General features: G+C 52.2%; 21 protein-coding genes. 13 read left to right on the top strand and 8 right to left on the bottom strand.

Annotated elements, in window-relative coordinates; all coding sequences use genetic code 11:
- Position 1: 1 nt before the first annotated feature.
- Positions 2–925 carry a carbohydrate ABC transporter permease gene (locus tag AC2FNV_RS07735; RefSeq protein WP_170605485.1) on the bottom strand — a complete coding sequence of 308 codons (924 nt, stop codon included), beginning with the start codon at positions 923–925 and terminating at the stop codon, positions 2–4.
- Positions 926–1,019: 94 nt separating this feature from the next.
- A complete protein-coding gene (locus AC2FNV_RS07740) occupies positions 1,020–2,279 on the bottom strand; it encodes an ABC transporter substrate-binding protein (protein WP_170479858.1) in 1,260 nt (419 codons plus the stop codon).
- A gap of 138 nt (positions 2,280–2,417) precedes the next feature.
- Here AC2FNV_RS07740 and AC2FNV_RS07745 point away from each other — a divergent pair, with 138 nt between their 5' ends.
- The 7 genes from AC2FNV_RS07745 (at position 2,418) to AC2FNV_RS07775 (ending at position 9,344) form a co-directional block, all read left to right on the top strand.
- Positions 2,418–3,224 carry an IclR family transcriptional regulator gene (locus tag AC2FNV_RS07745; RefSeq protein WP_170605750.1) on the top strand — a complete coding sequence of 269 codons (807 nt, stop codon included), beginning with the start codon at positions 2,418–2,420 and terminating at the stop codon, positions 3,222–3,224.
- The gene (locus tag AC2FNV_RS07750; protein ID WP_496772925.1) at positions 3,221–4,279 is read left to right on the top strand and encodes an ABC transporter ATP-binding protein; all 1,059 of its coding nucleotides are present in this window, start codon (positions 3,221–3,223) and stop codon (positions 4,277–4,279) included. The genes AC2FNV_RS07745 and AC2FNV_RS07750 overlap by 4 nt, the downstream gene beginning before the upstream one ends.
- Positions 4,280–4,435: 156 nt before the next feature.
- Entirely contained in the window at positions 4,436–5,395 is a 960-nt protein-coding gene (locus AC2FNV_RS07755; protein ID WP_496772890.1) for a dihydrodipicolinate synthase family protein, read from the top strand.
- Positions 5,386–6,318 (top strand): 4-hydroxyproline epimerase, encoded by a 933-nt coding sequence (locus tag AC2FNV_RS07760; RefSeq protein ID WP_170605481.1) that lies wholly within the window; start codon positions 5,386–5,388, stop codon positions 6,316–6,318. Before AC2FNV_RS07755 ends, AC2FNV_RS07760 begins: the two co-directional genes overlap by 10 nt.
- A 31-nt stretch (positions 6,319–6,349) precedes the next feature.
- Positions 6,350–7,372 (top strand): trans-3-hydroxy-L-proline dehydratase, encoded by a 1,023-nt coding sequence (locus AC2FNV_RS07765; RefSeq protein ID WP_170605479.1) that lies wholly within the window; start codon positions 6,350–6,352, stop codon positions 7,370–7,372.
- Position 7,373: 1 nt separating this feature from the next.
- Positions 7,374–8,051 carry a GntR family transcriptional regulator gene (locus tag AC2FNV_RS07770; RefSeq protein WP_170605477.1) on the top strand — a complete coding sequence of 226 codons (678 nt, stop codon included), beginning with the start codon at positions 7,374–7,376 and terminating at the stop codon, positions 8,049–8,051.
- 177 nt (positions 8,052–8,228) lie between these two features.
- Positions 8,229–9,344, top strand: coding sequence for a helix-turn-helix domain-containing protein (locus AC2FNV_RS07775; protein WP_170605475.1), 1,116 nt, complete (start codon positions 8,229–8,231; stop codon positions 9,342–9,344).
- On the opposite strand, the gene AC2FNV_RS07780 is transcribed toward AC2FNV_RS07775, so the two are convergent.
- The 4 genes from AC2FNV_RS07780 to AC2FNV_RS07795 form a co-directional block, all read right to left on the bottom strand.
- On the bottom strand, positions 9,341–10,417 hold the full coding sequence (locus AC2FNV_RS07780) for a DUF2793 domain-containing protein (RefSeq protein ID WP_170605473.1): 1,077 nt from the start codon (positions 10,415–10,417) through the stop codon (positions 9,341–9,343). The two genes, AC2FNV_RS07775 and AC2FNV_RS07780, sit on opposite strands and share 4 nt — an antisense overlap.
- Before the next feature lie 218 nt (positions 10,418–10,635).
- Positions 10,636–12,072, bottom strand: coding sequence for a mannose-1-phosphate guanylyltransferase/mannose-6-phosphate isomerase (locus tag AC2FNV_RS07785; RefSeq protein ID WP_170605471.1), 1,437 nt, complete (start codon positions 12,070–12,072; stop codon positions 10,636–10,638).
- Between the two features lie 72 nt (positions 12,073–12,144).
- Positions 12,145–13,038, bottom strand: coding sequence for a UTP--glucose-1-phosphate uridylyltransferase GalU (galU, locus tag AC2FNV_RS07790; RefSeq protein WP_170479841.1), 894 nt, complete (start codon positions 13,036–13,038; stop codon positions 12,145–12,147).
- Between the two features lie 325 nt (positions 13,039–13,363).
- Positions 13,364–14,599, bottom strand: coding sequence for a lytic murein transglycosylase (locus AC2FNV_RS07795; protein ID WP_170605469.1), 1,236 nt, complete (start codon positions 14,597–14,599; stop codon positions 13,364–13,366).
- 140 nt (positions 14,600–14,739) lie between these two features.
- On the opposite strand from AC2FNV_RS07795, the gene AC2FNV_RS07800 reads away from it, so the two are divergent.
- The 6 genes from AC2FNV_RS07800 to AC2FNV_RS07825 are packed head-to-tail and all read left to right on the top strand — an operon-like array spanning position 14,740 to position 21,262.
- Positions 14,740–15,687 (top strand): cytochrome ubiquinol oxidase subunit II, encoded by a 948-nt coding sequence (locus tag AC2FNV_RS07800; protein WP_254442527.1) that lies wholly within the window; start codon positions 14,740–14,742, stop codon positions 15,685–15,687.
- Positions 15,684–17,774 carry a cbb3-type cytochrome c oxidase subunit I gene (locus tag AC2FNV_RS07805; RefSeq protein ID WP_496772894.1) on the top strand — a complete coding sequence of 697 codons (2,091 nt, stop codon included), beginning with the start codon at positions 15,684–15,686 and terminating at the stop codon, positions 17,772–17,774. Before AC2FNV_RS07800 ends, AC2FNV_RS07805 begins: the two co-directional genes overlap by 4 nt.
- Positions 17,771–18,403, top strand: coding sequence for a cytochrome c oxidase subunit 3 (locus tag AC2FNV_RS07810; RefSeq protein WP_170479835.1), 633 nt, complete (start codon positions 17,771–17,773; stop codon positions 18,401–18,403). Before AC2FNV_RS07805 ends, AC2FNV_RS07810 begins: the two co-directional genes overlap by 4 nt.
- Positions 18,396–18,722 (top strand): cytochrome o ubiquinol oxidase subunit IV, encoded by a 327-nt coding sequence (locus AC2FNV_RS07815; RefSeq protein WP_170605465.1) that lies wholly within the window; start codon positions 18,396–18,398, stop codon positions 18,720–18,722. Before AC2FNV_RS07810 ends, AC2FNV_RS07815 begins: the two co-directional genes overlap by 8 nt.
- Before the next feature lie 36 nt (positions 18,723–18,758).
- Entirely contained in the window at positions 18,759–19,739 is a 981-nt protein-coding gene (locus AC2FNV_RS07820; protein ID WP_170479831.1) for an HlyD family secretion protein, read from the top strand.
- Entirely contained in the window at positions 19,739–21,262 is a 1,524-nt protein-coding gene (locus AC2FNV_RS07825; RefSeq protein WP_170605463.1) for a DHA2 family efflux MFS transporter permease subunit, read from the top strand. The genes AC2FNV_RS07820 and AC2FNV_RS07825 overlap by 1 nt, the downstream gene beginning before the upstream one ends.
- Here AC2FNV_RS07825 and crcB read toward each other — a convergent pair.
- Positions 21,259–21,621: a fluoride efflux transporter CrcB gene (gene crcB / locus AC2FNV_RS07830; protein ID WP_170479827.1), complete on the bottom strand. Its 363-nt coding sequence runs from the start codon at positions 21,619–21,621 to the stop codon at positions 21,259–21,261. The two genes, AC2FNV_RS07825 and crcB, sit on opposite strands and share 4 nt — an antisense overlap.
- Positions 21,618–22,025: a fluoride efflux transporter FluC gene (locus AC2FNV_RS07835; protein WP_367648136.1), complete on the bottom strand. Its 408-nt coding sequence runs from the start codon at positions 22,023–22,025 to the stop codon at positions 21,618–21,620. Before AC2FNV_RS07835 ends, crcB begins: the two co-directional genes overlap by 4 nt.
- Positions 22,026–22,117 lie beyond the last annotated feature (92 nt).

Below are 22,117 nucleotides of genomic sequence, written 5' to 3' on the forward strand. Positions count from 1 at the left end.
CTTAGTGCCCCCTCTCTTCTCGGTACATTGACCACAGGAAATAGGCGATAAAGCACAGCATTATCAGGAACAAAATTACTGCGATGGCAGCGCCATATCCCATCCGGAATCCGTATTCGGAAAGTGCCACTTCGAACATGTAGTAAGCTAACACCCGTGACGATCCGAACGGTCCCCCCTGAGTCATGATCGAAATCAGGTCAAACGAACGCAGGGCGCCGATGATTGTCACAACAAAAGCAATGAAAGTCGCTGGACGCAGTTGAGGTAGGATGATGTGCCAGAGCATCTTACCTCCCTTGGCACCGTCCAGACGCCCGGCTTCGATTTGCTCAGGGTCGACCGCATTCAGGCCAGTGAGGTAAAGGATCATGCAATATGCTGTCTGCGGCCAAAGACCGGCAAAGATGATGCCGTAGGTTACGAACCTCTCGTCCCCAAGAATATTGAGTGGGCCCATGCCAAAGAAACTCAGGAATTCATTCAATAAGCCGAAAGTAGGATCGTAAAACCAAGTAAATACAAGGCCTACGACCACCTGAGAGATGACAAAAGGAAAGAAAAAAAGCGATTTGTAAAGGCGAATACCCCAGACGGTCTGGTTCAGGAACAGCGCAATGAACAAGCCAGCAGGAATCGCCAAGAGGTATAATATCAACCAAATTAAATTGTTTTTAAGCGAGATGTAGAACGCATCCCGGTCGACCCATTCCCAATATAGATCCTCGTAGTTGCGAAAGCCCACGTATTCTGCTGCACCCAACCCGTCCCATTCATAGAGCGACAAGTTGAAAGACTGAAAAACAGGTATGATTACATAAACCATAAAGAACAGCAGGCCCGGCGCCAGAAACAGCCAGGGCGCAATACGCTGTTGGTTTCTGTGAAACCAGCTTTCTTGTTCGGGGACGTCTACGAGGGACATGATAAACTCGGAGTTTGGTCAAATTAGTAAGGCAGGTAAGCACCTGCCTTACGCAGGTCTTGGAGCAGGCCGGTCTGTGCCCGGCCTGACCAGATTAGTTATCGTAGATACGCTGACGCGCACGTTCCAGTTTTGCCAACACGCGGTCCGCATTATCTGGCTTGACCATGAATTCCTGGAAACCTTCCATGGATACTTTTGCCATTTCAGCTGGTGCGTCGCGGTCCCAGAACTGGGCGACACCGCCCGGGCTGTTGGATGACAACATTGCAAAGCCTTGCTGAAGGAACTTGTCATCGTCCACCGAAGATTGGGCGTTTACCGGCAACTGGCCGAGATTTGAGCCGTTGTTGATCTCGGTCTGCTCATCTGCCGATACAACGAAACGCAGGAATTCACGCGCTGCTTCCTTATTCGAGGCGTTCGCGGGGATGTGGAATGTATCCGTAGGCGCATCTTCTGCAAGTTCTACATCGGGGTTGATGGAAACGAACTGGTAGAAGTCCAGCTGATCATCCGTCAGGCCTGCTTCACGCAGCGGAGCGACCGCGAAGTTACCCATCAGATAAGCTGCGGCTTCACCGTTGACCATGAACGGCAATGCTTCCTGCCAGCTGTAGGTCTGGTGATTGTCGATGAACGCACCCATGTCGATCAGTTGCTTCCAGTTGGCGAAGGTCTGCTTGACCCGGTCGTCCTCCCAGCTAATCTCACCATTCGCAAGCTGGTTGTGGAAATCGTAGCCGTTAGTTCTCATGTTCAGGTAGTCAAACCAGCCACCAGCAGTCCAAAGGAATTTGGTCCCGATTGTGTAGCATGCACGACCCGAATCCACGATCTTCTGGCAGTTGGCCAGCTCTTCTTCCCAGGTGGTAGGTTCGCTTAGGCCAAGTTCATCAAAGATGTCTTTGCGATAGTAAACGCCCCACTGATAGTAAGTGTAGGGAACGCCCCATTGCTTTCCGTCTATGGTCATCGCACCTTTGGTCGAAGCCAGGTTTTCTGCGATTTCTGGCTCGGCCCACAGGTCAGAAACATCTTCGAACAGGCCGGCTTCGACATATGGTTTCATACGGTTTGCCGCATACCATGTGGCTACGTCCGGTGTGTCAGCTGTTAGAAAGTTCCTGATCTGTGTTTTGTACGCCTCACGGTCGATAACCGTTGTTTCGATTTCCAGACCGGGATGTTGCTCTGCAAACCGCTCGATCATCGCCTCCATGGTCGCACGCGGCGCCGGGTTTGACGTGTCGAGGAAGATTCGCAACTCACCGGTCAACTCAGCAGCAACAGGCGCAGCAAGTGCGACACTGGCCGCCAATGCGGCGGCAGTACGCTTGAACATGGAATGCATGGTTTCCTCCCTTAGCTTCCATTTAGTTCCAAATAGTGAAACTTGGTTTTATATATTGAAAACTACACATCAACTCGGTTAGTCTTGTCAAGACCCTCGTGCCTTTGGCCCGAGGGAATGGGAGGAGATAAGACAGCTGTGGCTGGTGACGGAACCATAGGTAAGGCATGTGACGTGCTGGATCAGGTGGCTGCTTTTGAGCGACCTGTTCGGTTTGCGGAGCTATTGGACCGCAGCAATTTTCCCAAGGCGACGCTTTACAGATTTCTGCAGGTTCTGACCAATCAGGGCATGTTGTCCTACGACCCTGAAAGACAAACCTACGCTCCGGGTATGCGTTTGGTCCGATTGGCACATGCGGCATGGACGCAGAGTTCTCTGGCGCCAATTGCACGACCTTTTTTGGATGCTCTTAGTAAGGACACCGGTGAAACAGTGCATCTGGCTCAGCTCGACTCAAGCCAGGTGCTGTACGTCGACAAGCGGAACGCCGCCCAGCCTATTGAAATGTATTCGCAGGCGGGCAAAGTCGGGCCAGCATATTGCACGGGTGTTGGTAAGGCGATGATGGCCTTTCTGGATGAAGACTCTCTGAATGAGGCTGTTTCGCAGCAAAGCTACCATCGTTTTACTGATAAAACCCTGACATCCGAGGCCGCGCTGCGGGCTGACCTCGACCTGATCCGTCAACGCGGCTACGCAATAGACGACGAAGAGCATGAGCCTGGCATCATTTGTGTGGCTTGTCCGGTTTTGACGTCCGGTAGCCGGATGCTTGGTGCAATTTCGGTCACAGGGTCGACCGAACGTATGGATTTCAATCAATTAGAGGCCTGGGTCCCCCGAGTTCGCGGAGTGGCAGAGCAGATAGGGGCCGAGGTTCAGGCATGGCGGTTCCCCGAGACCCGCGCAAAGGTAAGCAACGACAGGATGCAAGCGACATGACAGGTGTAACTCTGAACCGCGCAATCAAACGCTACGGCCAGACTCAGGTCATTCATGGAATCGACTTACAAATCGAGGACGGTGAATTTTGTGTTTTTGTGGGTCCCTCGGGTTGTGGCAAATCTACACTACTACGAATGATCGCTGGACTCGAAGAAACCTCAGAGGGTGAAATTCACATTGGCGCCCGTGATGTAACCCATATGGACCCTGCCAAGCGCGGTGTGGCGATGGTGTTCCAGACCTATGCGCTTTACCCGCATATGAGCGTCGCAGAGAACATGGGCTTCGGATTGCGAATGAACGGCGTTGCTAAATCGGAAATTGATCAGAAAGTTCAGGAGGCGTCGAACATCCTGAAACTGGACCAATATCTTAAGCGAAAGCCCAAGGCGCTTTCCGGCGGCCAGCGGCAGCGAGTTGCGATTGGCCGTGCAATCGTCCGTGGTCCGGAAGTATTTTTGTTTGACGAACCCCTGTCGAACCTGGACGCCGAGCTTCGGGTGGAAATGCGAGTTGAAATCGCTCGTTTACACAACGAAATCGGCGCAACGATGATTTACGTGACACACGATCAGGTCGAGGCGATGACGATGGCTGACAAGATCGTCGTCTTGCGCGACGGACGAATTGAACAGGTCGGCGCGCCTATGGATCTGTATAGAGACCCAGACAACAAGTTTGTCGCAGGCTTCATCGGTTCTCCTGCAATGAATTTTTTGGAGTGTGATGTTGTGGATGGCATGGTCCGCCATCCCGCGTTGACGGATGCGATACCGGTCACAAGCAGCGTGCCTGCGAATGCAAGCCGCGTGACCCTTGGGATTCGCCCGGAGCACATTCAAATCGACCGAGCAAGTGACAGTTGCACGGTGGACCTGACCGAAGCGTTGGGCGGCGTTTCTTACTCTTACCTATTGACGCCGAACGGTGATAAACTGATCGTAGAAGAACGTGAAGATGAGCGTAGCGCGCAGGGTGAACGGATAGGTATATCGGTCAAACCCGAGCGCGCGATGCTATTTGATCCGGAGAATGGTCTTCGGTTGCGGTAGTCAGAAAGCTCTGGTTACTTGACAGTGTGCCCGAATGACAATCGGGCACATTCTTCTGATTTGCGGAAACTATGGATATTGTATCCAATATCCGATAATGAAACTAAATTCGCTGAATTCTGGTTTGCCGGACATTGACTCACCGAGGAATAAACTATGGTTTCAAACTTTTTTACCGGCACTATGCCGGCTCTCATGACCCCTTGCACAGAAGGTCGCGTTCCGGACTTCGATGCGCTTGTTCGAAAAGGGAGTGAGTTAGTTGCGGCAGGTATGTCCGCCGTGGTTTATTGCGGTTCGATGGGTGACTGGCCGCTGCTGACCGATGCACAGCGAATGGAAGGCGTCGAGCGATTGACAGATGCAGGGCTGCCAGTGGTTGTTGGTACTGGGGCAATCAATACGAAATCCGCAGTGGCCCTTGCCTCTCATGCGCAGAAATGCGGTGCAGTGGGTTTGATGGTGATCCCGCGGGTTCTATCGCGTGGCAGCTCGGCTGCGGCTCAGAAGAACCATTTTGGGGAAGTTTTGTCCGCTGCGCCGGACGTACCTGCGATTATCTACAATAGCCCGTATTATGGGTTTGCTACGCGTGCAGATCTGTTTTTTGAACTACGCGCCGAACATTCAAATCTGATCGGGTTCAAGGAGTTCGGAGGCGGTGAAGACTTGCGCTATGCAGCGGAAAACATCACCAGCAAGGATGATCAGGTTACCCTAATGGTCGGTGTGGATACCGAAGTCTATCATGGTTATGTGAATTGCGGAGCAACTGGTTCTATCACGGGTATAGGTAATGCTTTGCCTGTTGAAACACTGCTTTTGGGAGCTTTGTCCGAAAAAGCGGCGAACGGTCATGCCGAGGCACGTCAGCGTGCGCAAGAATTGACCGAGGCAATTCAGGTGTTGTCCAGTTTTGACGAGGGTCCGGACCTTGTTCTTTACTACAAACACTTGCTGGTTCTGAATGGCGAACAGGAATACCGTCTCCATTTCAACACCTCTGACTCTCTGACGGATGCGCAGAGGAACTATTGTGCACAGCAATATGACTTGTTTCGCAAATGGTTTGCAGATTGGTCAAACCAGGGCGGGGTCATTGCCGAATGCATGTGATTGACAGCCACACAGGAGGCGAACCTACGAGAGTTGTCCTCACGGGTGCACCAGATCTGGGCTCTGGCACCTTAGCGGAGCGAGCCCTACGGTTGGCTGAAGATTACCAAGATCTTTATCGTTCGATCTTGTTGGAGCCGCGCGGCCAACCGGCGATGGTCGGTGCGATGCTGGTGGAACCAGTCGACCGTTCATGCGTGACTGGTGTCATCTATTTCGATGTCGACGCAGTATTGGGCATGTGTGGTCATGGCACAATTGGGTTGGCTGTGACGCTGGCGCATTTGGGTCGGATTGATACCGGAATACATCGGATAGAAACTCCTGCTGGGGTGGTAACTGTCGAATTGCACAACGAGAACACAGTTAGCGTGACCAACATCGAAAGCCGCAGAGTGCGACGAGCTGTGAATTTGGATGTGCCCGGTCATGGGTGCGTTGTTGGGGATGTGGCGTATGGCGGGAATTGGTTTTTCATTGTTGATCCCAGCCCGATACCAGTGGAAACCAGCAATATTGCCGCGATGACAAAGCTGACAATCGCTATTCGCAAAGCTGCGATGGCCAGCGGCTTAAGAGGTGAGAACTCGGAACCGGTGGATCACGTAATCCTACAAGAACCATCCCCTCGCAAAGGGGTAAGTGGCCGCAATTTTGTTCTTTGCCCAGACAACAACTATGACCGATCACCCTGTGGTACTGGCTGTTCCGCTTGTTTGGCTTGTCTTGCGGCGGAAGGCGAATTAGCCGAAAGCGAAGAGATTATTCAGGAAAGCGTTATCGGCAGCACTTATCACCTGTCGTACAAGCTCGGGCCAAACGGAGGTATCATACCCAGGATTAAAGGTCAGGCATTCATCATGTCTGAGGCGAATTTGATGTTTGATCCGCATGATCCCTTCCGTTCCGGGATAGAGATTTAATGCCGATCATCCGTTTTCAGAAGGACGCGCCGTGCGAAGCAGCAAAACCATTCATGTGATTTCTGCCCATGCTGAAGGCGAGGTAGGCGATGTAATAGTGGGCGGCGTGGTACCCCCTCCTGGGAACACAGTTTGGGACCAGCGGGGCTTTGTAGCAAATGACCAGACGCTGAGAAATTTCTTACTGAACGAACCGCGCGGAGGCGTCTTTCGCCACGTCAACCTTCTGGTCCCCCCCAAGAATCCTGAGGCCGATGCGGCATTCATTATTATGGAACCGGAAGATACGCCGCCTATGTCCGGATCAAACTCGATTTGTGTCTCGACCGTGTTGTTGGACGGCGGGATTTTCCCAATGCAAGAACCAGAGACACATCTGACGCTCGAGGCTCCGGGTGGATTGGTGCGCGTAAGGGCAGAGTGCCGAAATGGTAAGGCCGAGCGTATCTATGTTCAGAACGTTCCCAGCTTTGTTGACCAACTGGACGCGCGGATTGAAGTGGCTGGTATTGGAACGTTGCGAGTAGACACTGCGTTTGGAGGCGACAGTTTTGTTATCGTCGACGCTGCGGATCTGGATTTTGAGTTAACTCCAGACGAGGGAAAAGAACTGGCACGAACAGGCGCGAGGATAACCGACGCGGCCAACGAACAACTGGGTTGCAACCACCCGACCAGAGACTGGAACCATATTTCGTTCTGCCAGATTGCCGGACCGCTCAAGCGAGAGGGCAACGTGCTGACCAGCCGAAATACAGTCGCAATCAAGCCCGGAAAATTAGACAGATCACCGTGCGGCACCGGAGCTTCGGCCCGGATGGCCGTTTTTCTGGCGAAGGGGCAGATGCAACTAACAGATTATTATTACGCGCGTTCTGTCATCGACAGTGAGTTCCGGTGCCGAATTATCGACAAGATCGATCTGAGCGGGCGGGTTGCGATCACCCCGGAAATTTCGGGCCGAGGATGGATCACGGGAATTCACCAGCACATGCTGGACCCCGACGATCCTTGGCCGGACGGATATCGCCTAAGTGACACATGGGGCGCGTAGGATGTCGGCAAAACGCGCAATCCATCGGCAAAGCCTTCCAGACGTAATCGCGAGTGATCTGCGAGAGAGGATTTTGAGAGGCGAGCTAGTGGAAGGAGAAACGATTCGGCAAGAAGCGCTAGCTGATGAATATGATGTCTCGCGTATGCCGGTAAGGGAAGCGTTGAAGCAGTTGGATGCCGAAGGTCTGGTGCAGTTGGAAAACAATCGCGGTGCCACGGTTACGGAGCATTCGCTTGACGAAATTTCCGAGATCTTCGATTTACGAGCGCTTATCGAAGTTGATCTCTTTCGTCGTGCCATTCCGGCGATGACTGCGGCACAATTCCAAAAATGCCAGGGCATTCTGGATCAAATGGAGTTGTCATATGACGTTAACGACGTAAGCCAGTGGGGAATGCTGAATCAACGGTTTCACGCCTCGCTTTACGCGGCAGCCGGGCGCAGCTTGACAAATGACCTGCTGCATAAGGTGTCATTGCTATCCGACAGATATATCCGAATGCATTTGAGCGTAATGAAAAAGCGCAAACGGGCCCGAAAGGAACACCGCGAACTGCTGGAGCTGGCGAAAGCGGGTCAGGTCGACGCGGCATGCGGACTTTTGGCGCAACATATAGGACGCACTAAAAAACAACTGGTGGCCCTGATTGCAGATCGTCGCACTGATCGGCTCTAATTTAATCGAGCAGAATTAGAATGTTCGTCCAACCATGCAACTCGTGCGCGACCCGTATTACGCTTTCATTTAAAGGTAATATCAGGTTTGGCAGGCTAAAAAGTGATTTAAGTGACTGCCGGCCTCAAACTAGAAAATCCCTTGTTAACGTTCGAAAATGTCCGAAGAATAGAGGGTATGAAGCCAATACCTACCTATCCAGATACTGATGAGGACAAAGCGGATGAAGGTCCGCGCAGTATCTATGATACAGATGAGCCCGACGAGGATGACCTATGGTTTATTCCACCTCCCGAAAATCAGGGACAGGATAACTTCCTTCCGCCTGGGCCTCGGGTTGATCGCCAAATGCTGTTCGACCCACGCGACTGGCGTACTGCACAGGCGGAGCTATCGTCGGAACTGGCAGAACTGGCTGTGACGTTCGGAGCATTGGACGAAAGGTTGCGGAACGGACCTAAAGGCTGGGTGCACCGATTAGCGTTGATGGACGTTTCGGATCTTGGTTGGTGGACCGGTGATCGTATTGGTGTAGACCGATTGGCTTTATGGTGTGGTTTACGCATCGGAGCAACGGCTGACGACTCGCAAGCCCTGTTTCGCGCTGGATGGGCAGTGCGTCGCCTTGCTCAGGGTGCAGGTCCCTCCGAAGGTGGCTGGAGGTCCGGTCTGACTTCCTTTCTGGACCGGCAGGCACAAGGTGTCGAAGACACCCCCGAGGCGGTTGCCGATCTCGCAGATGTAATGCATGACGCATTCAGTTTGCATCCGGTTACGCAGGCTGCGATTTCCTTTCACGCGTGGCGCGCATTGTCCGAAAGAGTCGGTCAAGATACCGAAGCGGCTGTCATCGCAGCCCGTCACAGTGCGACGATGGGGCGGGGTGGTGCCACGTTCATGCCGCTGGCCTTGTCTGGGCCCTCTGCGCTGCGCGGATCCGGTCAGCCACACGAGAGGCTGGCAGCCTGGATACAAGGCGCAGGACAAGCAGTGTTGGCCGCGTTGTTGCATCTTGAACGCGTAGCTGTTTGGGAGGATCGTGCGCGTGACTTGACGCGCGACCTGAGCGGCCGAACCCCGCCAGTTTTAGTCGACGCGTTGAGGGCATGGCCGATGGTGTCAGCCCCACTTGCCGCAGAGCTGACAAAGGCGTCCCGAGCTACAATCCAAAGAAACCTGGATTTGTTTGTGCAACGAGACCTTATCCGCGAGGTAACTGGTCAAGGACGTTACAGGGTCTGGACCGCTGATTTATCAGCCGCCGGGCGTGATCCGGTTTTGCGACAAGATTAATACCACCGGCCTAGGGCAAGAACTGTCGGGGCTGCCTCAGTGGCATCTGCGATGGTGGACAATACCTTGATAACTACCTGTGTCGTTGATGGTGCATCGCATCCAAGGAATCTTCCGGATACTCCTCCATTACCGCTGACCGCTGGAGTAGAATCAGCCGCGAAGGCCATGGGAAATGTCCAGTTGGATGTCTGGCTTGCAAAAAGGGAGCCTTCTGGCGTCTGGCAAGTAACGGCACTTAAACTCCCCGAGCAGATTTGTGTGCCGTCGGCGAAACGAACGTAATCGCCGCTTGCATTACCGCCGCGTTCGATCACCGCGCCTGTCGGCGCACCAGCAAGTTCTGAAACTGTTCCCAACAGATTTCCTGGTCCGAATCCGTAGTCCGCTCGCATCAGGCGTCCGGCTGTGGTGTCGTTGGCGCTGGCTTGAACTGCTGACCCACTAGCCAGCCCTGTTGCGGGGTCGAGCCGCAAGGCCTCATTCCAAGTGTCACCATCTGCAGATACCTTGACTGAAAATCCTGTGCTTCCTGACAGGCCCATTTCGGCATGACCTGTCCAGTTGGACTGAAACAACAAGGAGGCGGTCTCGCCCGCGTTCGCCTTGTTGATTTTCAATTGGTGACCATGACCTTCGTGGCTGAGTAATGTGGCTGCTCCGCGCACTGACAGTTTGTTTGTACTGTCATGGTTCGTTCCGACACCAACTCCGGGCAAGTTGTCCGTGGAGATAGGCGGGTCAATCCAAAGGAATCCATCCCAGACCTTGAGATTGCCCGACGAAAGATCCCATGCGCGCCATCCGGTTTCGGGTGCTATGAAATGCCAGGCTGTATCGATCCACGCAGCAAGCTTTCCGGCATGTCCGGTCCAATCGCCCGTTGGTGTTGCCCCAAGCGCGTGGATGTCACCCTGATTTGGAACAGCAGGCGGCGTGATGGAGTTCAGAGACGTAAGGGAAAGTTGCACGGTTAGATCGAGCTTGCGCAGGGCTTCGTTGTGCGTGACATGTTTCTGCGCCTGGGAAGGTTGTAGGAATGGTAGGTTCAATCTAGGTGTGTTCTGCGGCACGCGGCGTCCTCCTGTGGCTATGGCCAGACATTGATCTGTGCCAATTTGCCTGACATCGCGTGAATCTGGTCTGATTTGGCCGAACGCCTTGGGAAGATTTTGTTTACGTCTTAAGTGCAGAAATGAAGACAAAAACTTGATAAATTGCCCATTGTTTCCAATAGAGAAAATTGCCTCTAACAAATTGATTCGAATTTTGGGTACTAGTTTCGACGGTATCAGCTACGAGCATATACGTCTTCGTATCGAATAATGTCGTCTTCACCCAAGTAACTGCCTGTCTGCACTTCGATCAGCACCATTGGCACCTTGCCTGGGTTTTTCATTCGGTGCTTGGCCCCAAGCGGGATGTATACCGATTGATTTTCCGAAACGAGCTGTATGTTCTCGCCGATCGTTACTTCGGCAGTTCCCTCCACCACAATCCAGTGCTCTGAACGGTGGTGGTGTGACTGAAGGCTCAATGCGGCGCCAGGGTGAACATGAATGCGTTTGACCTGAAAACGGTCGCCAATCACCAGGCTTTCGAACCAGCCCCATGGCCGATGATCCACTGGCAAAGCTTCGGCTTGTTTTGCACCTTTTGCCTTAAGGGCTTCAACGGCCAGTTTGACATCTTGTGCCCGATCCATACTGGCAACCAACACGGCGTCTGGCATAGCTACGGTTATCATGTTCTCTAGTCCCAGAGCGACCACCTCTTGAGCGTCTGATTCTGAACGTACCAAAACATTGCGGCAGTCAATCGTGGTGACTTCGCCCATGGTCGCAACGCCATCCGCATCCGGCTTGCCCAATTCCTGAACTGCTGACCAACTACCCACGTCGGACCAACCTGCCGTATAGGGTACCACGCTGAGATTATTGGACTTTTCCATTACCGCGTAGTCTATTGAGATGTTATCAATCGTGTCCCAAGCCTTTTGGTCCAAACGTAAGAAACCCAGATCGGTCCGGGCATCTTCGACCGCCTGCCGAACTGGGTTAATTAGATTCTTTGCGTGCTCTTCATAGGCTGCAAGAATGTCCCTGACCGCGAACAGAAAGATGCCGGAATTCCACAAATAGGTACCATCAGCCACCATGGACTTGGCGTTTTCGGCATCCGGTTTTTCAACAAACCGTTCCAATGGAACTGCCGCGCCAGATTTGTCAGGAGCATGGCTGAGTTTCAGGTAACCATAACCTGTCTCTGGTCGATCTGGAGTGATACCGAAAGTAACTAGTTCCTGACGTTCTGAAACGGCGCGTATTCCTTCTTCAACGGCATTATGAAATGCTGATGTGTCTGGTAGAACGTGATCTGAAGGCGCAACCAACATGATTGCTTCTGGATTTTCAGCGGCAAGATACAAAGCTGCAGCTAGCACGGCCGGAGCCGTGTTGCGACCATTGGGTTCTATAAAAACCGGACCAGGATCAACGCCAACTTCAGCCAATTGTTCAGGAACAATGAACCGGAAGGCTTCATTGGTTAAAATCAAAGGGTTAGAGTAGGGCTCGTGGTTTGGGCCTTTCAGCCGTTCAGCGCATTGTTGTAGTAGGCTCGTCTCGCCAATCAATGGAACGAATTGTTTGGGATAACTCTTGCGAGACAATGGCCAAAGGCGCGTGCCCGACCCTCCACACAGGATAACCGGGTAGACGTTATTCATAGTATCCATTCCCTTTGATCAACAATCCCTCGAAGTATCGCTATTGCCGACAAACAACTGAAGAAATTTGCGCTATTGAGCGGCTTTGTCTGAGGCGATGACATCTTGCAGATATTGATGCAGATCGTCGCGCAACTCTTCACGCGCTAGGGCGAACGCAACGGTTGCCTGTAGAAAACCCGACTTGGAACCGCAGTCAAAGCGTTGACCGTCAAATTTGTATCCAAATACGGGAACGCCGTTACTGATATCTTCCGCAATTGCATCAGTCAGTTGTATTTCACCACCGCTGCCTTGCTTCTTTTTATTTAAATTGTACAGGACAGACGGGCCCAGCACATAACGACCAATAACAGCAAGGTTCGATGGAGCAACTTTCGGGTCTGGTTTTTCAATCATATCTCTGGCCCGTACTACGGTGCCGACATTGTCGCCCACGTCCAGAATCCCGTAAGAGCTTGTTCTTTCGTTTGGAACTTCCATGGCGGCGACCATGTTGCCACCGGTTTCCTCATAAGCTTCTATCATCTGCTGTAGGCAAGGTTTGCTCGCTGCGATGACATCATCTGGCAACATGACTGCAAAGGGTTCGTCACCAATCAAGCGTCGGGCGCACCAAACAGCGTGACCCAATCCCAGGGCTTTGTGTTGACGGATGTAAGCGATGGCTCCGCTTTCCATATTCGTCGCGTTCAGGGTTTCCAGCAGTTCGCTTTTTCCCTTGGCCTTTAGTTCCTGTTCAAGGACCAAGTTGTGGTCGAAGTAATCCTCAAGCGCAGATTTTCCGCGGGACGTCACAAAGATAAACTCTTTGATCCCAGCAGCGCGGGCTTCATCGATTGCGTATTGGACCAGCGGCCTGTCGACCAATGTCATAATCTCTTTTGGCACAGATTTTGTTGCCGGCAAAAAACGCGTACCCAATCCCGCCACTGGGAATATCGCCTTGGTGACTTTGCGTGCCATGTGACCTCTCAAACTCGAACGTAATCCGGCATTTTGCAAAATGGCCGGCGCCCACTCATAAGACGCCCAGCCGTATCAATCAATCTCACTCGCCATTTCAGGCATCAACAGTTTAGAACCTGCCATCGCCCGCTATGCGAGTCAAAGACAGATGTTGCGCCAAAATCCGAACAGGAGCCTTGGAAGAACTTGATCAGACGTGTGCAACAATCGTTTCATCGAACTAATGCTCCATGGCAATTGCGAAAGATGCAGGCTGCCGGTTCAAGTATTTCTGTAACTTCCGGGTTTCTTCGAAACTCCATTCAGGTTTATGGGCCCGATATTAGGGAATTAAGTGGGCTTTCATTTCGATTTTTGGAAAACACGTGGGTTCCTGGCCAGTGGCCTGTTGCCACCGCCCGATCGATCGTCGGGTTTTGTATCCAGGTAGACCATCCACGCCACCGACATCATGCCCCATGTCTTCCAATGCTCTTTGCATAGCTGCAATGTCGGATCTGTAAAACCCACCAACATTACCCCAATCACCGCTGAAATCGCCTACGCCAAATTCTATCCGGTCACCTACATGGCCCACGAAAAGAGCGTAAAGATCGCTGGTGTTGTAGTCCTTCAAAACATAAAAGTTCGGGGTAACTAAGAAGGCGGGTCCATTCCTGCCGGCTGGCATCATCAGATATCCTTCGGCAATCAATTCGTGGGCAGGAAACGGGCGACCTGATACCCTTTTTACCCCATCGGCTACCCAATCGCGGATTGGGCGACCTTGATCGGGACCTTCAAGCGCACATGTTACGTTCTCGGGCACCAATACTTCAAAACCCCAGTCCCGTCCGGACACCCAGCCGTGTTGCATCAGATAATTCGCGATTGAGGCTATTGTATCCTCGGGTGAGTTCCAGATGTCAGCGCGGCCATCTCCCGTTCCGTCCGCTGCATACTTGAGAAAACTTGAGGGCATGAACTGCGGCTGCCCCAATGCCCCAGCCCAGCTGCTTTTCAACCCGTGCGCGGGGGTGTGCCCATCCTCTGCTATTTTAAGCGCGGCGATCAGTTCACCTGTGAAATATTCCGCGCGAGTGCTCATGAATGCCTTCGTTGCTAGAACCTGAAACGCATCATGGCGAATTGGAACTTGCCCATATCCACTCTCTCGTCCCCAAATCGCCAATATGATACGTCCGGGCACGCCGGTTTGCCTTTCAACCTTAGCTAAAGTGGCAGCGTGACGTTGAGCCATCTTTCTCCCGACCGAAGCTGCCCCCTTAACCGAGTTTGCGTTAAAGTACCGCCCCGGCGAACCGAATTCCGCCTGTTTCTGGGTTTTGGGTGTTGTTGCCTGACCCCCGGGAGGAATCAGATCAGGCAGTTTCCAGTTCAGCGTAATGCCTGCGAAGGCTTGGTTCAGCGTTCTGTCGGAAACCCCATTTTCCCTAGCTACAGGACCAATTGTATTTTGCAACCAAGTCTGAAATTGCCTTTCCACCGCGGTTCGATCCTGTGGGTAAGCCGTCGTAGCGCTAAAGATCAGACCGATGATAATCGCAAATAAACGCATGCTTCCGGTGTCTCTGGTGCGAGACCCTATGTCAACTGATATGGTAAGATTTGAAAAATCCTTGAGAATTCTGCCAACTCTGTCGATAGTTGACCGAAATCGAGAACTCAGAGGGGCAGGCAGGCTTGCGGATATCCAAAATGCCCATTGCAATGGCGCTGATACTGGTTGCCGCTGCAGCATTCCTAGCATCGGTTCAAATAGCCGGCGCAAGCGATAGTTTCATGAAGCCGCAAGGGCCTATTGCGGCAGTACAAAAGACCCATTTGCTGCGTGCAACGGCACTAATAATGATAGCGGTTGTTCCAGTTCTGGTTCTTGTCCCGTTAATTGTGATTAAGTACCGACGTCGCAAGAACAGCACCTCTACCTACCGACCCGATTGGGATTTTTCGGCCGGACTGGAATTCATGATGTGGGGTGTACCTGTTCTGATAGTGGCCATTCTGTCTTATTATCTTTGGAAAGCGACGCACAGGCTGGACCCATACGCGTCACCCTTTGGTGAAGAACCGGCCCTGCGTGTGCAGGTCGTTGGGTTGGATTGGAAATGGTTGTTCATCTATCCCGATTTGGGCATCGCCAGTGTTGGCGAGTTTGGGATTCCGGTCAAAAAGCAAATATCGTTGAGTCTGACGACCGATACGGTGATGCAGTCGTTTATGATCCCGGCGCTAGCAGGTCAAATCTACGCGATGCCGGGAATGACAACTCAGTTGCACCTCGTCGCGGATTCACCCCAGACAATGCAGGGAGAGAACACACAATATAATGGGCGCGGCTTTACCAAGCAGAAATTCGCAACTGTGGCGATGCAACAGGAAGACTTCAATGCTTGGGTCAACACTGTGAGGAGCAAGGGTATCTTGCTTGACGCGCCCACCTATCTGACGCTTGCAAAGCGAACGGACCGAGACGAGGTACAAGCTGATTTGGGCAATTCAGACATGCCCGACAATGCACTCTATTTCAGTTTAGAAGACGATGATTTGTTTCACACGATTTTGGGCCGCTACCACAGCGGGAAGCCCCTGCAGTTGAACCAGCAACCCGGGACCACTGCGTTCGGGGAGGAGATCAGCCAATGACTTCCACTGGTTCAGGCTTTTTTGGCCGCCTAAGCTGGGATGCCTTTCCGGTATCCGGTTTGATTGAAAACCCCAGCGCAAATGAAATCGTCGCGAACGCGGCAGCTGCCATCGTCGTAATCGGAGTCATCGTTGTGGTCGGGCTTTTGACCTGTTTTCGACTTTGGGGACCTCTTTGGCGAGACTGGCTGACAAGCGTCGATCACAAAAAAATTGGCATAATGTACATTGTCTTTGCGATTGTAATGCTTGCCCGCGGAGTACTGGAAGGTGTTGCCATGCGCGCCCAGCAAGCTGCCGGGCCAGGGGACGGGTTTTTGGAAGCTGAACACTTCGCTGAATTGTTCAGTACACATGGGACAATCATGATTTTCTTTGTAGCGGTGCCCTTTGTCTTTGGTGTCGCGAATTTTCTGATCCCCCTGATGATTGGCGCTCGCGACGTTGCTTTCCCTCGGATGAATCAGATTGGGCTGGGCCTTACTGTTTCCGCAGGAATGATGCTTATGGTGTCCTTGGTGGTGGGAGAGTTTTCTACTGGTGGTTGGACCGCGTATCCACCTTTTACCGGGGCGGCTTTCAATCCTGGCGTCGGTCCGGACTATTGGATTTGGGCGATTGTTGTGTCCGGTGTAGGCACAACACTTACAGGAATAAATTTTGCTGTAACAATTTACAAACTGCGGGCGCCCGGCATGAAGTTCATGCGTCTGCCAATGTACTGCTGGACGATTATCAGCAGCTCAATCCTTATTATCTTTGCCATGCCTCCCTTGGGTGTGGCGGCACTCTTGTTGGCGGCCGATCGTTATCTTGATTTTCATTTCTTCACCAATGATCTGGGCGGCAACATGATGAACTATGCCAACCTTTTTTGGCTGTTTGGTCATCCCGAAGTCTATCTGCTAGTCTTGCCGGCTTACGGAGTTTATTCCGAGATATTTGCGACTTTTTCAGCCAAGCGACTTTATGGTTACAACTCGCTGGTTATCGCGACGATGTGTATAGCTGTGCTGTCTTTTACCGTCTGGCTGCACCACTTTTTCACAATGGGACAAAGCGCCTTGATCAATGCTGTGTTTGGCATTGCCACGATGCTGATCGCGATCCCAACCGGGGTGAAAGTATACGATTGGATGGCGACTCTTTATCGTGGAAGAATCCGGTTTTCGGTGCCGATGCTGTACAGCCTTTCATTTCTGATGCTGTTTGTAATAGGTGGGCTGAGCGGGGTCATTTTGGCTAATCCAACCGTCGACTACCAGGTTCATAACACTCTGTTCCTTGTAGCACATTTCCATAACGTGCTGTTGCCGGGCGTGTTGTTCGGAATGTTGGCTGCATATAATTACTGGTTCCCAAAAGCTTTTGGTTTCCGGTTGAACGAGTTTTGGGGCCGCGTTTCAGTTTTGTGCTGGACGGTCGGGTTCTTGCTGACTTTCATGCCTTTATATTTCGTAGGTCTGATGGGAATGCCGCGCCGGTCATTCAGTTACAGCGATCCTTCGTTTCAACCCTTTATGGTCGTAGCCATCATAGGCGCGCTTATCATTACCTGCGGTCTATTTTCGGTCCTGATCCAACTTTGGGTCAGCATCCGGGACCGTGATAAATCCCGGGTACCTGTCGGTGATCCGTGGGATGGGCGGACGTTGGAATGGTCGATCCCGTCGCCGCCCCCACCCTATAATTTCGCGGTAATCCCGCAAGTCGGGGATAGGGATGACTTTGCTGCAGCTAAACGCCGCGGCGTGGCTTACCCAACTCCGGATGCCTATGAGGACATCGATGTGCCTCGCAATACCGGGATTGGTTTCATACTTTGCGTGCTCAGCGGAATCTGGATGTTCGCTTTGGTTTGGTGGATCTGGTGGCTGGTTATCCTTACGACGATCTTGATGATCCTGGCGCTAATTGTTTGGAGTTTTGACACGAACAACGAAATCACCATCCCCGCAGAAGAGGTGCGCAAGGATCACGAAGCGTGGCTTGGGCTAGTCCATAGCACTGTCGCTGTTGATCGAGACCACGAGGTAGCATCAGAAAACAAGGGTCTTGCAAGGCCGGATATGGAGGCGGCGGTATGAGACGCGCCCCACCACAAAGTTACCCCGGAATAAACCTCGGGCAGGATCACGCCAGTGCCGACAAGTTCGCCGAAGTCGTTACGTTTGGCTTCTGGGTCTTTCTTATGAGCGATCTGGTCTATTTTGGACTAATGTTTGCCATCTACATCACAATGATCGATGCGCAAGCGGGGGGGCCGGGTCCGCACGATTTGTTTGACCTTAAAAGCATCTTCGCCCAAACGATTATCTTGTTGACCAGCAGTTTGACTGTTGGGTTGGCGATGCTGGCGTTGAAATACAACTTACCCCGCGTGCGTATTGTGTTTTGGTTTGGGGTTACCCTTATTCTTGGTCTTACCTTTCTGGTGTTGGAAATCCGCGATTTCATGGCAATGGCCGATAAGGGAGGGGTTCCCCAGCGTAGTGGTTTTCTTTCAGCCTACTATGGGTTGGTTCCGTTGCACGGACTGCATGTTGCGGCGGGATGTCTTTGGCTGATTGTCCTTGGAATTCAGTTGCGCATCATGGGTTTGACCGACCTACTGATGTCTCGCGTCGTGCGACTGGCTTTGTTCTGGCATTTTCTCGACCTGATATGGATCGGTATCATTACCATCGTGTATTTCGGAGGCCTTTCATATGGATAGACGTACCGAAATGCATCGGCGCGAACGTCGCCGCTATGTTATCGGTTATGGCGGGTCGCTGTTGCTGACCCTGATTGTGTTTTCAATTGCCCATCTATTCGGGATTGAAACGCGCGGCGTTTATCTTGCAATTGGATTGCTGGGTCTGGCACAGCTGATCGTGCAATTGGTATACTTTCTGCATATTGACCGTCGCCGTAGCAGCAGGGAGGATCTGGATCTGATCCTGTTTTCGACTCTGGTACTGTTAATTATCATTTTGGGCACCGTTTGGATACTTGGGAACCTTGCCATTCGGATGCACATTCACCCGATGTAACGCCCAACGCGCATCGTTGACGAAGGGAGAAATGCCATGCGAACACTCAAGGCAGTTGCCGTCGTCGCAATTTTGGGGGTGATTACAATCGCCCTACTACTGTTTTGGCGGCACGAAGAACGGTATCCTTCGACCAAAGATGCATATGTCGGTGCAAACATTATTTCTGTTGCACCGCAATTGACTGGGCAGGTAGCCGAAGTTCTGGTCGAAGAAAACCAATTCGTCAAAAGTGGCGACCTGCTGTTCACCATAGACGACACCCAATTCAGTGCTTCTTTTGATCAAGCCAGGAGTAATCTGGACGCTGCGGTTCAACAGGCACAATCTTATTCTACGCAGATTGCTGCAGCGCAAGCTTCGGTTGATAGCGCACTGTCAGCTTATGATACGGCACAAAACAATCTGGAGCGCGCCAAAGCCCTGTTTTCAAATGGTGACTTGGCACAGGCGACTTTGGATCAGACAACATCGGACTTCGCGTCGGCGGCCGCGCAGCTTACTGCAAGTCAATCAAGTCTATTAGCCTTGCAAAGCGGTTTGGCGGCCAAGCAGGACGAAATATTATCTGCCAGGGCGCAGTTCAAAATCGCAAAATCCAATATTACTTGGACCAATGTTGTCGCTGCGGCCGACGGTTGGATCGCCAACCTGACCTTGAGACCAGGATCATCCGTATCAGCAAACGCCCCGCAGTTTTCCATCGTTGAGGCGGCGGGTTGGTGGATTGATGCGAACTTCAAGGAAACCGCTTTGCCCCGCATTCGACCCGGACAACCCGTGGTGGTAGAAATCGACATGTTGCCGGGAACGACTCTGACAGGAACGGTCGCATCCATCGGGCGTGGGTCCGGAGATACGTTTTCACTATTGCCGTCAGAAAATTCCAGCGGAAATTGGGTTAAGGTAACGCGCCGTTTCCCGGTTCGAATTCAACTTGATCCGACGGACGCGCCGTTACGAGTGGGTGGAAGCAGCAAGGTAGTCGTCGACACCACAGTGGCGACGTCCGAATAATGAACGTGGCGGCGGTTAGCCACATCAATCCGGTGATAGTGGTCGCCGTTGTGCTAAGCGCAATTCTCGAGGTGCTGGACAGCACCATAGTCAATGTAGCGTTGCCGCACATTCAAGCCGCTTTTGGTGCTACAACTGATCAAGCAACTTGGATATTGACCAGTTATATCGTTTCCGCTGTGGTGATTATGCCCTTGACAGGGTTCGTAGCCCGACGTGTCGGGCGAAGGCGGTTGATACTTACTTCGGTGACTGGTTTTGCGACGATGTCTGCGATGTGTGGATTGTCGTGGAGCTTGGAAACGATCGTCGCCTTTCGGCTGGCTCAAGGTATGTTCGGTGCCTTTCTGATCCCTCTTTCTCAATCAATTCTGTTTGACGCGTTTCCCAGAGACAGACGAGGGCAGGCTATGGCCGTTTTCGGGCTTGGGGTTGTGGTTGCTCCTGTTCTGGGTCCCACGATAGGCGCAATTCTCACCGAGTATTTTTCTTGGCGAATGGTGTTTTTTGTCAACTTGCCGGTTGCAGCAATGGCATTGCTATTGCTGACGGGCGAACTTCCACAGGACGAAACCGAAGAAGTTGTCATCGATTGGACAGGGCTTGCTCTGTTGGCGGTTGGTATTGGCTGCCTGCAATTCATTCTGGATCAAGGCGAGTCAAAAGATTGGCTGTCGTCAAGGGTGATACAGGTTGCGCTGCTTGCTGCGGCTCTCGGAGCGATTGGGTTTGTGTACCACTCTCTCACGACAAAGCATCCAATCGTTGATCTTCGGCTGTTTGCGGATCGAAATTTTGCCTTGTGCAACCTTATTATTGCTGGATTTGCCGTGTCATTGTTCGGTGGCATCGCGATTATTCCAACATTTGTACAAACGCTGCTGAACTATCCAGTGATAGAATCTGGCCATTTGTTTATTCCACGCGGCGTCGCAGCAGGGATATCAATGGTAGTGACGGGTTCGGCTTTGGTTACCCGGTTTGACCCAAGGGTATTAGCCGGTATTGGGTTGTTACTGACCGCAATAGGCAATTTCATGGTTGGAACTCTCAATCTGAATGCGGGATTTTGGCAGTTGGCTTGGCCGGGCGCGGTAAGCGGCCTTGGAATGGGATTGGTATTTGTACCGATGTCAATTCTTGCCTTCGAAAGCATCACCAAACGTCGTCAGGACGAAGCCTCGGGTTTGTTCAACGTAACACGCCAGTTGGGCTCATCTGTTGGAATTTCACTGGTTGGAACTTGGGTGGTTCGAGGGCTGCAAACAAATACAGCTACGCTTAACCAAAATGTCACACCTTACAATCCAGCCGCACAAGCATATCTTCAACCTCTTGGTTTAACACCTGATAGTGCAGAAGGTGCTGCAATTCTAGGACAAGAGATTTCCCGTCAGGCCGAAATGATTTCGTATCTTACCGTGTTCAACAATCTTGGTTTCCTGGCTTTGGCGACAATTCCATTACTATTTTTCTGTCGTGCGCCGAAACCCGGGGCTTCGGCACCACAGGTGGCGCATTAGACGGTCAGAACCAAACCCAACCACAACGCGAACCAGCAGAGTCCGAGGCTCAGCAGGATGTTGCCCGCAGCCAGCGTTATTGTACGATTGCGGTGAAGTTCCAGCGACTGGTACGCAAAGCTGGAGAACGTCGTGAACCCACCGCAGAAGCCGAATACAAGGCGCTTTTCCTCTTCTCCCATCTCATTTGAACCGCCCAGATAACCAATCCAGAGTCCCAATATCAGGCTGCCAATAACATTTACGATAAGCGTTGAAAAAGGTAGGTCGTGGGTGACCCGTTGTGCCAGCCAATGGCGAAGAACCGCGCCCAATCCGCCACCAAGACAGAACATGGCATGCAGGTAAAACTCGGTCATTCGCGGACCCTCGTACCGTGAAACCGACGACCGGCGGCTTCGCCCAAAATAGCTGCGAACAATCCAACGGAAATCTCCGCTGCAATGGCAAATACCACGATTCCTCCAGCGTTTTCAGCCAGCCGCTCCAACTCGGCAACAAACGAAGAAAAAGTTGATAGCCCCCCACAGAACCCGACGGCGCCTAAGTGCAAAACGTAAGCGTGGACCTTGTTTCGGATGGAATACAACCAACCTAAGACGAAACAGGCGACGATGTTGATGGCGAATGTCGACGTTAAATACGGCGCACCGGGGATCTCAAGAGCAAATAACTCTCGCAACAAAGAACCAGCCGCCCCACCGACAAAAACGGCTCCGTACATTATGGCGCGATTCCCACTGGCAGGTGCTGAGTTTGCCACTGTGACTGATCCTGCCCTGACCTGCTTTTTTACGACATACAGGCTGGGTCTGTTCGGATCAACTAGCATAGGTCAAGCTGGTGCGGTTCACG

This window comes from Ruegeria sp. BHSA163, assembly GCF_059613365.1.